15 protein-coding genes and 1 pseudogene are annotated in these 14,159 nt (G+C 72.6%); 5 read left to right on the forward strand and 11 right to left on the reverse strand.

Translation table 11 applies throughout. The annotated features are described in order from the left end of the window. Positions 1-109 precede the first annotated feature (109 nt). From ACWDRR_RS26360 to ACWDRR_RS26410, 11 genes and pseudogenes are all read right to left on the reverse strand, one after another. The gene (locus ACWDRR_RS26360) at positions 110-949 is read right to left on the reverse strand and encodes a class I SAM-dependent methyltransferase (protein WP_449774706.1); all 840 of its coding nucleotides are present in this window, start codon (positions 947-949) and stop codon (positions 110-112) included. A 5-nt stretch (positions 950-954) separates the two neighbouring features. Further along, positions 955-1,704 (reverse strand): ABC transporter permease, encoded by a 750-nt coding sequence (locus ACWDRR_RS26365; protein WP_449774707.1) that lies wholly within the window; start codon positions 1,702-1,704, stop codon positions 955-957. Positions 1,705-1,706: 2 nt separating this feature from the next. Then, on the reverse strand, positions 1,707-2,696 hold the full coding sequence (locus ACWDRR_RS26370) for an ABC transporter ATP-binding protein (RefSeq protein ID WP_449774708.1): 990 nt from the start codon (positions 2,694-2,696) through the stop codon (positions 1,707-1,709). Continuing rightward, on the reverse strand, positions 2,693-3,451 hold the full coding sequence (locus ACWDRR_RS26375) for a CPBP family glutamic-type intramembrane protease (protein WP_449774709.1): 759 nt from the start codon (positions 3,449-3,451) through the stop codon (positions 2,693-2,695). Before ACWDRR_RS26375 ends, ACWDRR_RS26370 begins: the two co-directional genes overlap by 4 nt. Beyond that, complete coding sequence (locus tag ACWDRR_RS26380) at positions 3,448-4,131, reverse strand: CPBP family intramembrane glutamic endopeptidase (protein ID WP_449774710.1); 684 nt, start codon at positions 4,129-4,131, stop codon at positions 3,448-3,450. Before ACWDRR_RS26380 ends, ACWDRR_RS26375 begins: the two co-directional genes overlap by 4 nt. Beyond that, on the reverse strand, positions 4,106-5,470 hold the full coding sequence (locus ACWDRR_RS26385; RefSeq protein ID WP_449774711.1) for a YcaO-like family protein: 1,365 nt from the start codon (positions 5,468-5,470) through the stop codon (positions 4,106-4,108). The genes ACWDRR_RS26380 and ACWDRR_RS26385 overlap by 26 nt, the downstream gene beginning before the upstream one ends. Next, positions 5,470-6,570 (reverse strand): hypothetical protein, encoded by a 1,101-nt coding sequence (locus ACWDRR_RS26390; RefSeq protein WP_449774712.1) that lies wholly within the window; start codon positions 6,568-6,570, stop codon positions 5,470-5,472. The genes ACWDRR_RS26385 and ACWDRR_RS26390 overlap by 1 nt, the downstream gene beginning before the upstream one ends. A gap of 6 nt (positions 6,571-6,576) precedes the next feature. Beyond that, positions 6,577-7,527 (reverse strand): SagB/ThcOx family dehydrogenase, encoded by a 951-nt coding sequence (locus ACWDRR_RS26395; protein WP_449774713.1) that lies wholly within the window; start codon positions 7,525-7,527, stop codon positions 6,577-6,579. Between the two features lie 926 nt (positions 7,528-8,453). Continuing rightward, positions 8,454-9,179 (reverse strand): hypothetical protein, encoded by a 726-nt coding sequence (locus ACWDRR_RS26400; protein ID WP_449774714.1) that lies wholly within the window; start codon positions 9,177-9,179, stop codon positions 8,454-8,456. A 247-nt stretch (positions 9,180-9,426) separates the two neighbouring features. Further along, the gene (locus ACWDRR_RS26405; protein WP_449774715.1) at positions 9,427-10,110 is read right to left on the reverse strand and encodes a hypothetical protein; all 684 of its coding nucleotides are present in this window, start codon (positions 10,108-10,110) and stop codon (positions 9,427-9,429) included. A gap of 62 nt (positions 10,111-10,172) precedes the next feature. Then, positions 10,173-10,433, reverse strand: a pseudogene (locus ACWDRR_RS26410) (ABC transporter ATP-binding protein); the annotation flags it as partial. A 170-nt stretch (positions 10,434-10,603) separates the two neighbouring features. Here ACWDRR_RS26410 and ACWDRR_RS26415 point away from each other — a divergent pair. The 5 genes from ACWDRR_RS26415 (at position 10,604) to ACWDRR_RS26435 (ending at position 14,083) form a co-directional block, all read left to right on the forward strand. Then, positions 10,604-10,795 (forward strand): RIO1 family regulatory kinase/ATPase domain-containing protein, encoded by a 192-nt coding sequence (locus ACWDRR_RS26415; protein WP_449774772.1) that lies wholly within the window; start codon positions 10,604-10,606, stop codon positions 10,793-10,795. A 118-nt stretch (positions 10,796-10,913) separates the two neighbouring features. Further along, positions 10,914-11,648: a response regulator transcription factor gene (locus tag ACWDRR_RS26420; protein WP_449774716.1), complete on the forward strand. Its 735-nt coding sequence runs from the start codon at positions 10,914-10,916 to the stop codon at positions 11,646-11,648. Next, on the forward strand, positions 11,645-13,255 hold the full coding sequence (locus ACWDRR_RS26425) for a sensor histidine kinase (RefSeq protein WP_449774717.1): 1,611 nt from the start codon (positions 11,645-11,647) through the stop codon (positions 13,253-13,255). Before ACWDRR_RS26420 ends, ACWDRR_RS26425 begins: the two co-directional genes overlap by 4 nt. Positions 13,256-13,412: 157 nt before the next feature. After that, positions 13,413-13,847: a hypothetical protein gene (locus tag ACWDRR_RS26430; RefSeq protein WP_449774718.1), complete on the forward strand. Its 435-nt coding sequence runs from the start codon at positions 13,413-13,415 to the stop codon at positions 13,845-13,847. Then, the gene (locus ACWDRR_RS26435; RefSeq protein ID WP_449774719.1) at positions 13,844-14,083 is read left to right on the forward strand and encodes a hypothetical protein; all 240 of its coding nucleotides are present in this window, start codon (positions 13,844-13,846) and stop codon (positions 14,081-14,083) included. Before ACWDRR_RS26430 ends, ACWDRR_RS26435 begins: the two co-directional genes overlap by 4 nt. Positions 14,084-14,159 lie beyond the last annotated feature (76 nt).

Consider the following 14,159-nt stretch of genomic DNA (forward strand, 5'->3'; position numbering starts at 1 on the left):
CCGCGGAACGTGACGGAGGGCGGCACGGCAGCTCGTGGGCCCGCACCGCTCGTAGGCCCCCGGCGCCGGGCGCGCGGGAACATCGAGGGGGCGGCTCCGGGCCGCCCTCTCACTCGGCCGCCGCTGCGGCACGCCGCCCTGCGCCGCCGCCCCGGGCGGCCGTCGACGCCCGCAGTGTCAGGACGCCGTCCGGCAGGAGAGCGCTCGTGGCGGTCCGGGAGGCGCGGTCGGCCCGGGGCGCCAGCCGGGCGGTGGGGAGGAGTTCGAGGTGCTCGCACTGCCAGCCGCCGGCTTCCAGGACTCCCGTGTCCGTGAGGCCGAACATGTCCAGTCGGGTCCCGGCCGCTCGTGACGCGTCGGTGAGGCTGCGGGCGGAGGCGACGGACACGACGTCGCAGATCCAGTGGGCGGACGCGCCGAGGTCCGCCAGGCAGCCGGCGAGTGCGGTGACGCGGGCCGGCGGGAGGTACACGAGCAGGCCCTCGGCCACGATGACGACCCGTCGCCCGGTGGTGCGCGGTGCCAGAAGCCGTTCCAGGGCGGCGGGATCGGTCAGGTCGCAACGGACCCGTTCGACCGGGACGAGGGCCTCGGCGGCCGGGAGCAGGGCGTCCTTGACGTCGAGGACGGGAGCGTGGTCGACCTCGATCACCCGGGCTCCGGCCGGCCAGGCCAGCCGGTAGGGGCGGGCGTCGAAGCCCGCGCCGAGGTTGACGCACACCTCGGCCCGTTCGCGGGCCAGCAGGTCGGACAGCAGGCGGTCGACGGCGAGCGTCCGCGCCACCACCGCGGAGGGTCCGGCGGCGTGTCGCATGACGCCGAGGATCTCGCTCGGGCACCGGTCGGCGAAGCGGGCCGCGTACGGGTCCCGCAGCCTGCCCGCTGAGGTGGCCCCGGCGCGGGCGACGGCGGTCAGGTAGGCGGTGGCGAGCACGTTGTCGTCGGTCACCGTGGCTACTCCCAGCGGAACAGCCGCACGGCGGCGACCGCCCCGAGCACGACGACGCCGGCCAGCACCCCGGTGTCCAGGGCGACGTTCGTGGCGCTGTCCAGCCAGGTGTGCTGCAGCAGGTTCACGGCGTACGTCGCCGGCAGGGCGTTGCTGATCGTCTTCATCGCCGCGGGAAAGATCTGCAGCGGGACGGTCGCTCCGGACAGGAAGATCATCGGGAAGTAGACGAGGTTCGCGACCGCCGTCGCCGCCCGTTCCGACGGCGCGAGCGCCGCGACGACGCCGCCGATGGCGTACATCGCGGCGGTGGCCAGGAGCAGCGCGCCGAGCGTGGCCAGGGCGGCGGAGGCCGTGGCCGGCAGGTGGAGGTCGAAGAACAGGTAGCCGGCCGCGATCAGCAGCACGGAGCCCGCCAGGCTGAGCAGGATGTTGACCAGCCCCTGGGCGATCAGGAAGGCGGAGGCGCGGACGGGTGTGGCGCGGAAGCGTTTGAGGACCTTGCGGTCCCGGTACTCGGCCAGCCCCAGCGGAAAGCTCATCAGCCCGGTGACCGAGACCACCAGGACCAGGTAGGCGGGCACGGACATGTCGACGGTGCCCCGGCCGTCGAACTGGCTCGACGGCTCGTTGCCGTAGATGCCGCCGAACATGCAGAGCATCATGACGGGGAAGGCGAGCGCGAAGAACACCGGGGCGAAGTTCCTCGCCATGCGCAGGCTTTCGAACCGAACGACGCGTGACAGCGTTTTCATCCTCAGCGGCTCCCTTCGCGGGGTGCGGTGTCGACGAGCCTGAGGTAGGCGTCCTCGAAGGTGGGCGCGCGGTGGCTCACGATCGACGCCGGCAGCCCGGCGTCGGCCAGCACCCGGACGACGCGGTTGTAGTCGTCCGGGAAGCTTCCGGTGAGCTCCAGGCGCTGCCCGGCCGCTCCGGGCCGCCGCTCCAGCCCGAGCCGGTCGAGTCGGTCGAGCGGCGGGGGGACCGGACCCGCCCCGCCGAGGTCGATCGAGAAGGTGGCCGGGCCGCCGTGGGCCGCGGTCAGGCGTGCCGGGGTGTCCAGGGCGAGGAGTTCGCCGGCGCGCAGCACCGCGACCCGGCCGCACAGCGCCTCCACCTCGTCCATGTGGTGCGAGGTGAGCAGGACGGCGACGCCGCGCGCGGCCAGGTCCAGGACCGAACTCCAGGTCGCGCGGCGCTGTTCGGGATCGAGCCCGGTCGTCAGCTCGTCCAGGACGACCAGCCGGACCGCGCCGATCTGCGCCAGGGCCAGTGCCAGGCGCTGGCGCATCCCGCCGGACAGGGTGGAGACGAGGCTGCGCCGGCGGTCGGCGAGCCCGAAGGTGTCCAGCAGGGCCGCCGCCGCGCCGGGTGCGTGGTAGATCGCCTCGTAGAGGTCGCACAGTTCGCCGACCCGGGTGCGGCTGGGGAACTGCGAATCCTGGAGTTGCATGCCGACCAGCGGGGCGACCCGGTCGCGGTCGCGGTGCGGGTCGAGGCCGAGGACGGAGACGGAGCCGCCGCGCACGGGCCCGCGCAGGCCGGCGACCGTTTCGACGGTGGAGGTCTTGCCCGAGCCGTTGGGACCGACCAGTCCGAGGATCTCGCCGGCGGACACCTGGAAGGACACGTCGTGGACGGCGACCAGCGATCCGTAGGCGATGGTCAGGTGCTCGACCCGGGCCACCTCGTCGTCCGGCCGGGCGGGGCCGGGGGAGGGGAGCGGGTTCGACCGCTTCGTCGTCACAGGCTGAGCCTCCGGGGGTTCGCGCCCTGCGGCCTGGCAGCAGCGCTCATGGTGGTGTAGAAGCCGGCGAAGGACATGTGCAGGAGCAGCGCGGGCAGGATGCTGCCGGTGGCCGCGATCAGCAGGCTGCCGACCGTGCCGAGGGCGACGCTCGACGTGGCCATCACGTACGCCTGGACCGCAGTCGAGACGAGCACCACCTGCCCGGCGGCGAACAGGAGGGTGCTGAACGCCGCGGCGAACAGGAAGCCGCTGTGCAGCGAGCCGAGGCCCAGCAGGACGGCTCCCCGGAAGACCAGTTCCTCGAAGAGCGCCGCGATCGCGGGGACGATCCACCGGTAGCGCCGCGGCAGGGTCAGGATCGAGGAGATCCACCGGATGCGTGCGATCTCGCCGGGTACGTCGACGCGGGGGCTGGCCCGGTAGAGGAGCGACACGCACAGGATGTTGAGGCTGGACGTGCCGAGGACCGCCAGCGGCAGGGCGACCAGGGCGGCCGTCGACGGCCGGCCGACGACCTGGCCGAGCGAGAGGCGGGTGAGGGGCAGGAGCACCGCCAGGACGGCGGTGGCCAGCCCGAGGTAGAGCACCGTCGCGAACACGGCGAAGGCCGGATCGGGCCGCAGCCCGGTCCGGTCCGCCAGCCACAGTGACGCCCGTCGTCGGCGCGCGGGGTCGGCGAAGGGCAGCCGGTACAGGGCGAGCCAGGCGGCGACGGCGAGGACGCAGGTGACCGCGTACGTGGTGACGGTCATGGGGCGCTCGCCTGCTTCCTCGCCAGGGCGTAGACGGTGAGGTTCTGGGCGAGGTGCGCGGCCAGGGGCACGGCCAGGCTGCCCGAGGCGGTGAGCAGCACCCCGAACGCGCCTCCGGAGAGCAGCTTCTGGACGACGGTCAGGCCCCCGAAGAAGAGGTGTCCGAGCGCGTAGCCGACCGCGGCGCAGCAGATCGCGAGCCAGGCGGGGGCGTGGAGCCGCTCGTGGAGCGTGCCGATCCACAGCCCGCGGTACAGGACTTCCTCGGCGACGGCGGTCACGACGATGGAGGCCAGGAACGCGGGGCCGGCGCCCCCGGGGCCGCGCTGGACAGCGAGGCGGAGGCCTCGCGTCCCGCGCAGCACCCTCGGGGCGGCGCCGACCACGAACTCCAGGCCCACCAGCGCGCATCCGGCGCAGGCGGCGGCGAGCAGCCACAGCGGCCCCGCCGCCCGGAGGTCCAGGTATGCGGGGGCGCCGCCGGTGGACAGGACGAGGGCGACGCCCAGGCCGGTGACGGCCAGGTACGCCGCCGGGACGCCCAGCCCGGCGCTCCGCGCGATCCGCGCCCGGTCGCCGCTCCCGCCGGGGCCGAAGGACGTCGCGACCCTGACCAGTTCGGCCGGGGCGACGGTCGTGACCAGGAGCAGGACGTCAAGGGAGCGGGTGTGGGACCACATTGGTCACACCCCCGTAAGCGCGCATGCGGGGATGCCGGCTCGCCGGGAAGCCCGGGAGGCACATGCTGAGCAGTTCGGGAATGAGGACCCGGACCACCTTCCAGGGCGTGTCGGCGAGTTCGGGCGGGGTGATGTCGAGGTAGCTCGCCCATTCGCTGACCTGGGCGAGGTCGGACAGGAGCCGGCGGATCGCCGATCCGTCGTCCGGCGCGTAGGAGGGTATCGAGGTGAAGTCGAGGCGCCCGTCGGTGCGGCTCTCGACGACGGCGAGCTTCTGTTCGGCGTCGCCCGGTCCGGCGAAGTACAGGACGTTGGTGTCGAGGTCGGTGTAGGCGGACTTGTGCTGGGCGAAGTGGACGTTCGGCAGGTCGAAGACGGTGCTGAACATGCCGATGCCGAGGATGGTGGTCGCCTCGGCCGAGCCGCGCAGCAGCGCGTAGCGCGGGTCGGGGTCGGCCTGCAGGCCGAAGGCGATGTGGGGCAGCTTGCGGTCGCGCCGCACGAGGGTGATGCCCATGTTCGGCAGGGGGAGTTCGGGACGGGTCAGGTAGGTCGCCCGGACCTCGTACGGCCCGTCGTCCGGCAGTCCCGAGGCCGCGAGCAGTTCGCGGCCGTCGGCGTCCAGGTCGAGGACGGGCGCCTTCGCGTCGGTGTACCAGTTGAGGATGAAGGCGTCGATCTGGACGGCTTCGACCAGCGCGCCGAGCAGGGCCTTGTCGAGCGAGACGTGGGCCGCGGTACCGGTGGAGAAGGAGGGCGTGAACATCTTGTCGCCGTGCTGCTCGCTGTTGCGGAAGCCCAGGAACACCAGCTGGGCCGGCACGTAGACGTCCCGGCCGGGGTGGGTCAGCGACGGGCAGGCGATCCACGCGATGACGTCGTCCTCGGTCGGCGGCTCGGGGGAGTACTGGTGCATCATGCCGGCGATCCGGCGCTGTTGCTCGGCCTCGAAGATGCCGAGCAACTCCAGTGGCATGCAAGGGTTCCGGGAGGAGAGCGAGCGGTAGGAGGCGTACTCGACGCGCTCCCGGAACAGCGGCATCGCCATGATCGCCGCGTACCGCTCGACCGCCTCGCCGGTCAGCCGGGTCACCGCCTCCTCGTTGGTGACCCCGTAGCCCGCCAGGTGGTACTGCATCTGCATGTGGGGGTCGTTCATCGCCAGCCGGTGGTACTGGGGCATCGCCGCCGTCGCCGAGCGCAGGTAGGGTTCGCCCTCCACCGCCGCGACCGAGACCAGCATGCCGGGCAGGATCCCGCCCTGGTTCCCGCCGATCCTGCCGAACCGGGCCATCGCGGTGGTCATGCCCGGGTAGCCGCGGGTCGTGGGGCCGTTCATCAGGACGCTCCGAGGGCGTTGCGGACGTGGCGGTCGACGATGACCCGGCTGTTGAAGTTGATCTCCTGCACGATGTCGCGCGCGACGTGCCCGCAGGCCGGGCAGGTGCCGATCCGCAGCACGTCCTGAGCCTGCATCTCGTAGGTCGGCAGGTAGATGCTCAGCGCGCGGCCGAGGAAGCGCGAGGTGCCCAACGAGCGCAGTAGGACGGCCTCGTTGACCAGGAACGCGCAGAGCATCGCCTCGATCCCGGTGGCCCCGCCGGCTCCGGTGGGGCCACCGGCACCGACGAACGCGTGGTAGCCGACGTGGTCCTCCAGCCGCGCCAGGGACCGCTGCTCGAAACACTCCAGACAGCCGGTCCGCGGGCTCTCGGCGCCCACCACGGTGGCGAACGGGCCGTCGATGAGACCCACGACCACCGGCTTCTCCAGATGGCAGGCCAGCCGGTTGAGGTTGCGCAGCGTCAGGATCGAGGCCCGGCTGATGCACATCACCAGCGAGTCGTGCCGCTCGACGAGCAGGGTCAGCCGCTTGAGCGTGTCGGCAGCCGTCAGCCCGCCCATGCCGGAGGTGAGATCGGCGCTCTGCAGCTCCTGCAGGAACTCGGCGGGCAGCAACTCGATCGTGGTGCCCAGCACGCTCGCCTGGCCCGAGACGTAGGCGGCCGCGGTCGGCGAGTCGGCGGCGAAGGCGACACTGGCCTCGCCGCCCTCGGCCGTGCCGTAGACGTCCAGGTTCCCCAGCAGGACCCGCGCCATGTCCGTGCCGCGTTCCGAGGGCCGGTCGAAGGCGAGGAAGCCGGCCTGCCGCAGTTCGTCCAGCACCAGCCGCAGGTTCGCCCGTTCGACGGGGGAGAGGTCGGTGTTCGCGGAGAAGGGCTCCTGCGCCGTCCGCCCCTCGGCCAGTGCCTGGAGGAAATCGGTCATCGCCGTCCGGACGGCCGGTGACTCGGCCCGCAGGTCGATGGTCACCTCCTGGAAGTTCCAGATGCCCCAGCGCAGCCGGACGACGTTCGGCTCGACGGCGAGGAGGCGTACGGAGGGTGCCAGGCCCAGGCGCGGCGCGACGGCCGACCCGGTCGATGTTTCCGTGGACATGTGTGCTCAGACCTCTCCGTGTCCGACGAGGGTGAAGTGGACGACGTGGCGTGACGTGCCGTCGTATCCCAGGGTCTTCTCGAGGGTGTGCTTGTCGTAGCCGCCCTGGTCGCAGGCGATCAGGCCGAGCTCGGTGCGGGCGAGATGGATGTTCTGGGAGATCCCGCCGACCTCGATCAGCGCGAAGACGAGTCCGCTGTCCCCGTACTTCTGGCTGTTGACGTACATGTCGTAGACGTAGACGAGCGCGAACGCGACCTTGTCGAGATCGATGTCGACGGTCAGCAGCTGCTTGGTGAGGTCGATCCGGGACGGGGTCCGCTGCAGCGGGTGGAGGGTGTGGCTGTGCGGCTGGTACTCGTAGGCGCCCGGCGCCAGTGACTTGACGTTCTGCACCAGGACGGCGAGCCGGATCGGGTAGAGGCCGCCGCCGGACGGGGCGTTCCGGAGGGCGATCGTCGCGTCGGCGTCCTGGGCGGTGGGCACCGACAGACTGCCGGAGACGCCCTGGCCGTGCCAGAGGACGGTGGCCAGCTCGTCGAGCGAGGCGGCCTTGCCGGAGAAGCCCCGGCCGCTGCGGCGGGCGACCACCGTGGAGGTGAGCCCGCTCTTCAGCCGACGGTGCGCCGGCAGCGCGACCGCTCCGTCGAGCCGCTCGCGCAGGTCGGAGTGGGCACTGGAGAGTACGGCGTCGTGGCCGAGGTAGCGCGAGACGCCGAGCTGCATGCCCAGGTCGCGGCCGCTGCGCCGGTGGTTGAGCAGGAGTTCCTCGCCGACGAAGCCCTCGACGACGGGGCTCCAGCGGCCGCGCACCACGGCTTCGGGCGCGCGCACCACGGTCGTCGCGCTGTGGCTGGACACCGAGGTGTGCTGCTGGCCGAAGCCCGCCACCGAGGACAGGTGCGCGTTCTGGTTCAGGTATTCGGAGACGGCCTCTTGGGAGTCTTTCAGCGACATCTTCTGCCCTTCTCTGGGGACGGGAGAGTGGCGACCGGAGCAGCGTGGAGACGGGTGGTCAAAGGAAGCCGGGCGGGGCCGAAATCACGGCCCCGCCCGGTATTTCCAGAACTACCAGGAGCAGCAGGAGGAACAGCAGCAGTTACCACCGCCGCACGTGGTGCTGGCGCCGGGTGCCACCTGGACGAATGCACCGCCGGTAGCGGTGCTGCCAACCTGGCCGGAGAAGCTCAACATGGTTCTTCACCTCCAATCTTGTTGTAGAGGAGGGGAGTTGTGCTTTGAATGGCTGGGAGCATAGCACGGGTGAACGGCTTTGCCACCGGTCGGAACAACAGATTTTTGGCGTTCAGCTCCGCGAAATATCAGGTTTCCCGGAGATCACCCGGAGTCGGACTGATCGCAATTGCCGGGCCCGCCCGCCATGCAGGCGGAAAGTCAAGAGGCGGGTGGTATCTTCCGCCATTGCGGCTGCCGGAATATGGCGACCGGCCATGTAGGTGATTCAGCGTCCGGTTTACGGGCTGTCGACCATGGGCAGCGGAACGAACCCGGGTAGTGATGCCCAGGGGCGAACCCGGCGTCGGAGGGGGCGGAGGTGGAGGCGAGGGCGGACAGGTGCGTGGCTTCGGCGGTGCCGCCGCGGTGGGCGACGTCGGGCAGGTCGAAGCGGGTGAGGCGGGTGGAGGGGGTTTTGAGTCCGGGGCGGGCGTCGCAATCGGCTTCCGTGCTCAGTCGCTTCCCGCCCCGCGCGGCAGTGAGGCCTTGGCGGCAATCATCTCGTGGCGTGGGGGGCCGTGGGTAACGTCGACGTATACGATATGCGCAACGTTCGGCCAAGGGCGTTGCCGGGCCGTTTCCAGCGGGTTGCCTCGCCCGGTGTCGTGTGCCGGGTGCCGGGTGCCGGGTGCCGGGTGCCGGCTCCGTCAGACGCTCGGCGGCCCGGTGCGGTCGGCCTGCGCCCTCGACACCGCCGTCGGGTCCTCGGTCGCGGTGAGCCGGTAGTCGACGCCGGTCGAGAAGGTGCCGGAGCTGCCGCGCAGGACGATCTCGTGCCGCCCGGGGGTGAGTTCGTCGAGCCGTACCCACAGGCCACAGGCCCAGGAGTCGTTGAAGTCCCGGTGGCTGCGGATCGGGCTGTCGGGCATCGGATCGGCCCGTATCTGGGTGGAGCCCAACTCCTCCACGGACAGGGCGGTCCCGTCGAGCACGGCGCTGCCCCGGGCGTCGTTCATGAACGTCAGGCAGTCGGAGCTCTTGCCGTACATGGTGACGACCGGGAAGAGGACCGGGGTGCCGACGGGCACCGCGCAGGTGCGGGTGACGGTCCCGCCGAACGTCCCGGCCAGCAGCCAGATGCCCTCGTGCTGGCCCTCACCGCAGTGGCGGCCGTCGGGGTCGACGACGGGGTTGCGCTCCGTCGGGGTCGACCCCGCCCAGCTCCACCACTGGTGCTGGAGCTCGGCCGAGGTGAGGGACCGGATGTCGACCGGAGTGGGCTTCGGCGACGGCCCGTCGGACACCGGGGAGTCCTCGGCGGCGTGGGCCGAGGCGGCCGGTCCGGTGGCCGGCGTCGGGTCCGCCGCCCCGGAGCAGCCGCTGAGCAGGACGAGTGCCGCGAGCGGCAGCAAGGGAGTTCGAACGAAACGCATGATCGTCAGCCTATGCCGGGCGGGTCCGCCGCCGTTGACGATTTCCGACCGGTCCGAGGGGAACGGGAGCGGGTGGCCGCGTCGCCGGCGGTGGGTCGCCTTCCGCCGCCCGAGCGGCGTTCGTGTGCCCACTCAGGCAGGTGTGTCCGGCCTCCCGCCGCGCCGGGCGCCGAGGAGAGCGAACCGGAGCAGGATCAGCAGGGCGGCCGGCGGGTGGATCCCGCCGGGTCCAGGGGGTGCGTACGGCTCAGCTGTGAGCGATGCGCTCGACCTCGAAGAGCTGGGCGGCACCGATCCGGCCCTCCTCAAGGGAAAGCAGCCAGCTCAGCAGTTCCGGTGCGGCGTGCAGCTCGTCGTAGAAGCCGAGCCGGAGGCCCGCGAGCCGCCCCTCGAAGAGCCAGTCGTCGAGCGCGTCGGCGAGGTGGCGGTCCGCCGCCTCGGTCCGGGTGCCGGCCCAGACGGTCAGCCACGGTGAGAGGCTCCCGGTGCTGACGGAGATCGCCTCCAGTACCCCGGTGACGGGCTCGGTGCCCGGGTGTGCGTGCAGGGCCGCCCGCCACCAGGCGTGCCAGACGGCCTCCAGCGCCTCCCGCTCCGGCGACGTCCAGGTCCGCGGCTCCGCGGCGAGCAGCCGGGAGGCGATCAGCCCGTGGTCGACGTGCAGTCGATCGGTGGCCAGGAGGCGGACGATGCGCGGTGTCATCCGGCGGTAGAGGGCGGGGAAGTCGTCCCAGTGGCCGGCCGAGGTGGTCGCGACGGAACGGATCAGTTCCTCCGGTACCCGGTGCGAGGGCCCGGCGAGTGCTTCGAGGTCGGTGTCGGTGTAGCAGTAGGTGCAGCCGCCGACGGTGGAGGGCCGCTCGGAGAGCGGCGCGAAGACGGCGTCCAGCTCGTCGAGAGCGTTCCGGAGCTGCTGGGAAGGGTCGGTCACGGGAACCTGCTGGGGGACCTCATCCGGCCTACCGGAGAAGGGATGGACGCTACCACACGCTGTCAGTCCGTCAGGGCGCCGGGTGGACGGTGCGGGGGGGCGCCGGCCCCACGTCCCGGACCTCGCCCGGACCGACTCGACCCGACCATCGCGGCGTAGCGGCCCGAGAGCGCCATGAGCTCGAGGTGCGAACCTTGTTCGACGATCCTCCCCCGGTCCATGACGATGATCTTGTCCGCGTCCCCGATCGTGGAGAGGCGGTGCGTGATGGTGATCGTGGTGCGTCCCTCGGAGAGGGTGTCCAACGCCCGCTGGATCGCACGGGTCAACTGTTGCTCAGGCCCCGGTGGTCGATGAGGTGCACGGTCCGCAGTAGTGGTGGGGCAGCGGTTGACGTCGAGGTCGATGTTGCTGCGGGCGAATACCGCGCTGGTCGACTGAAACACCACACCGCGCTCAACGCCACCGGCGTCAGCTCCCTGGAGGCGGGCCCCTGGTCCACGACGGGCGGTTGGTAATCATCGACGTGCCGCAGATCGTGGACATGGTCGCCAACCCGCGCGGGCGTTCGTTCCTGGAGCGGGACGTGCGCGACGTCGGTGCCTGGTTCGCTGCCCGGGGGCTGTCCGAGCGGCGCGTCGGTGAGCTGGTCGAGGCGCTGGAGTTCGACGCACGGCTGGGGTGAGCCCGTGCGCCGTGGGGGCCGGGGCCGGACGGCACCGGCTCACCCCCCGGCAGGGGCCCGTGGCACGCGTATGAGAGGGTCGGCAGCCCGAATGCGAGCCGGATGCGAGGAGGCGGCGATGAACGGGAGCGAGCCCGGGGCCGTGGGCGGCCCCGGTGGCCGGGTGCTGGTGGTGGACGACGACGCGGCGATCCGGCGCACCCTGGAGCGCGGCCTGCGGCTGAGCGGGTTCTCGGTGAGCCTGGCCGAGGACGGCGAGGCCGCGCTCGCCGGGCTGCCCGCCGCCGCGCCGGACGTCCTGGTGCTCGACGTGTCGATGCCCGGCCTCAGCGGCGCCGAGGTCTGCCGCACCCTGCGGGCCCGTGGCGACGACATCCCCGTGCTGATGCTCTCCGCGTTGGACGAGCCGGCCGACCGGGTCGCCGGACTGCAGGCGGGGGCGGACGACTACCTGGTGAAGCCGTTCGCGCTGGAGGAGCTGGTGCTGCGGCTGCGGGCGCTGCTGCGCCGCCGTCCCCCGCAGCCGGACGGCCGGGTGGTGGCCGGCCCGCTGGTGATCGATCCGGCAACCCGGCAGGCACGGCTCGACGACGAGGAACTTCCGCTCACCCGGCGGGAGTTCGAACTGCTCACCCAGCTCGCGCGCAACGCCGGCCTGGTGCTCTCCCGGGAGGTGCTGCTGGAGCGCGTCTGGGGCTACGACTTCGACGTCCGCAGCGACGCCGTCGACACCTTCGTCAGCTATCTGCGGCGCAAGCTCGAGGCCGGCGGGCGGCCCCGGCTGCTCCACACCGTGCGGGGCGTTGGGTTCGTCCTGCGGGTGCCTGGCGGCGATGCCCCGGGGTCGTTGTGAAGCTCTCCACCCGGATCGCGCTGTGGGCGGCCGCCGTGGTGCCGCTTCTGGTGGTGCTGGCCGGGCTGTTGCTCCTGCCGCTGGTCGGCCGGGACCTGCGGCACCAGCAGGACGCCCGGCTCAACGACCGGGCGGCCGCTGTCCTTCCCAGCGTCCGCGCCCTGGTGGCCGCCGACAGCAAGGGCCGCCCGAAGGCCGAGCAGACCCAGCAGCGGAAGGTGTTGGACGCGGCCCTGGACGCGGGTGTGCGGGTGGTCGGCGAGGACGGTTCCGTCCTGCTGTCGGTGGGCCCGCAGCCCGCAGACGCGGCGGCGTTCCCGGCCGGGCCGGGCGGTCCGGCCACCGTGCGCGACCAGGGCAGGGCCTGGCGGGTGCTGACCGTCAGGATCGGTGCCACTGGGGCGGGCGGCGCCACCGGCACGCTGTGGGTGGTGACGCCCGCGGGACAGGTGGACAGTCAGGCGGCCGCCGTCCGGCGGCGGGTACTGCTGGTGGCGCTGATCGCGGCGCCGGTCTCCGCGCTGATCGGATTCGTGGTCGCCGAGCGGGCGACGGCGCCGCTGCGCCGGCTCAGCCGTCGCGCGACCGCGCTCGACCCGGCGGCACCAGCCGATACCGACGGGGCGAACGGGCCGAACAGCACCGTCGGGCGGAACAGCACCGTCGGGCCGAACAGCACCGTCGGGCCGAACAGCGCCGTCGGGCCGAACAGCACCGACGGTCCGAACAGCGCCGACGGGCCGGGCGGCATCGCCGCTCCGGTCGGTCACGGCTTTGTGGCGGAGCGGACAGGGACAGCCGAGGTGGACGAGCTCTCTGCCGCGCTCGCACTCCTCCTCGCCCGCTACGACGAGCAGGCGCGGCGCACGGCCGAGGCCCTGGACACGGCCCGAGCGTTCTCCTCCGCGGCCTCGCACGAACTGCGGACCCCCTTGATGAGCCTGCGCACCAATCTGGACGTGCTGGCTGCCCACCCGGACCTGCCCGCCGTCGACCGCGCGGAGATCGTCGCCGAACTGCGCGACGACCACGCCCGGATGCTCGACCTGCTCACCGCACTGGCCGCTCTGGCCCGGGGCGACCTGGTCCAGGTGGACGCCTTCCAGTCGGTGGACCTCGCCGAGGCCGCCGACGCGGCGGTCGGCGAGGCCGCGCGCCGCCATCCGCAGGCGGCCTTCACGGTGGATGTCCCGCAGGAGGTGCGGGTGTTCGGCTGGGAGCCCGGACTGAGGATCATGCTCGCCAACCTACTCGGCAATGCCGCTGTGCACGGCCGCAACGGGCAGGACCCGGCGCAGGTCACGCTCAGGCTGGCGGCCGAGGGTGAGGCCGTGGTGCTCACCGTGGACGACCGCGGTCCCGGGATCGGCCCGGCCGAGCGGGAGGCGGTGTTCCGGCGGTTCCACCGTCGGCGGGACAGCCCCGGCTCGGGCCTCGGGCTCACCCTGGTCGCGCAGCAGGTCGCGCTGCACCGAGGGACGGTCCGGATCACGACCCCGCCCGGCGGCGGCTGCCGGATGGAGATCAGGCTGCCGTTGCCCCGCCCGGATGCCCCGACCATCGAGCTGCCGACCGGCCGCGACTGGATCTCGGGCGCCGGCCACTGAGCCGCCTTCCGTCCCCGTTGCCCGTTCCCCACTCCCGCTGCCCGTTCCACAGGGAATCCACAAGAAGGCGTCCTACGCTCCTGGCGACCGTCCCGGCACCGGCCGGTCGTCGTGCGCCCGGCCGGTGCCGGGACCCGCAACGGAGAGAGGATGCCTCATGTCTGCCAACCGCGTGTCCGTCAGCCGCAGGGCCGCCGCCCTCGGCGCCCTCGCCCTCGCCGGCTCGCTGCTCGCCGCCGTGCCGGCTCACGCCGACGGGGGCAGCGGCTCGCCGTCGGGTGCCCCGACCGCCGCGACGACGCCGAAGAATGACGGTGCGAAGAACATCTGCAAGCGGTTGCCCACGACCGAGGAGCGGATCACCAAGGCGCTGAACCGGCTCAACGGCGACGCCACGGTGGTCGGTTCGGTCGCCCGCCTGCAGCAGCGGGTCACGGAAGCCAAGGCTGCCGGCCACGCTGAGATCGAGACCTACCTCAACAACCGGCTGACCGTCCGCAAGGCGCTCGTCCCCACCCTGAAGGCCCGCCAGGGCGACCTCAAGGCCGTTGCGACCTGGTGCGCGGCCCACAACGAGGGGGCCGGCAAGTGACCCGCCGCCCGGCCACCGCGCTCGCGGCCCTGGCCCTGGCGGCAGCCGCCCTCCTCACCGGCTGCGGGCCCTCCGGCGGCCACTCGGGCAGCGCCGCCGGCTCCTCGGGGGGATCCTCCGAGGGTAAGCAGGACGGCGGCGCGGCCGACAACGCCCGGGACATGCAGCAGAAGCTGGACGCCGCCGACAGCGCTGCCGCCCAGGCGGACACCGACACGGCAGCCGACAGCGGCTGACCGTGCACGGCCGACCGCTCACGGCCCACCGCCCGTCGGAGGTCGTCTCCGACGGGCGGTGGGCTCACTGGGACGG

This window comes from Kitasatospora sp. NPDC003701, from assembly GCF_053587085.1.